The 582-nt window shown below is 61.3% G+C and carries 1 protein-coding gene; it reads left to right on the top strand.

Annotated features, from left to right (window positions below; translation table 11 throughout):
• Positions 1–470 (top strand): transposase (locus tag KJQ96_RS41185; protein WP_249735095.1); only part of this gene is annotated, 470 nt, incomplete at its 5' end.
• Positions 471–582 lie beyond the last annotated feature (112 nt).

The following is a 582-nucleotide window of genomic DNA, read 5'->3' as shown; positions in this document are numbered from 1 at the left end:
GGCCCTTCGGCGGACCCGCCCAGGTCCTGGCCTATCTCGGCCGCTACACCCATCGTGTCGCGATCGCCAACAGCCGGCTCGTCGCACTCGACAACGATCATGTCGCCTTCTCATGGAAGGACTATCGCCAAAACAGCGCGACAAAGATCATGAAGCTCACGCCCGACGAGTTCATTCGCCGCTTCCTGCTTCATACGCTGCCCGACGGTTTCCACCGCATCCGCCACTTCGGCTTCATGGCCAACCGCCATCGCGCTGCCAAGCTCGCCCTTTGCCGCGAACTTCTCGATCGCGAGCGAACAGCCCCAAACGATGGCCAGCCGCCGCCTGTGGATTCGGAAGCTCAAACCTGGGCCGAGGTTCCTGCCTGTCCCGATTGTGGTGGCGTCATGCGCATCATTGAGCGCTTTCGACACAGCTTCAGCCGCTCCAGCCCTCGAACATCGCCGTTCCGATGCGACACATCGTGAGCCAAGTCATGCCGTGCACGACGATCATCATTCGTCATTCAGCTCCCAGCGTCTCGATCATCGCGGACGATGTCGAATCCGTGCTGTCACACTGCGCGACAACAACCGTCCG

Origin of the sequence: Bradyrhizobium sp. sGM-13, from assembly GCF_018398875.1 — a bacterium.
Taxonomy (GTDB): Bacteria; Pseudomonadota; Alphaproteobacteria; order Rhizobiales; family Xanthobacteraceae; genus Bradyrhizobium.
The sequence above is the reverse complement of the archived record's forward strand: the minus strand, read 5'-3'. Positions and strand labels throughout refer to the sequence as shown.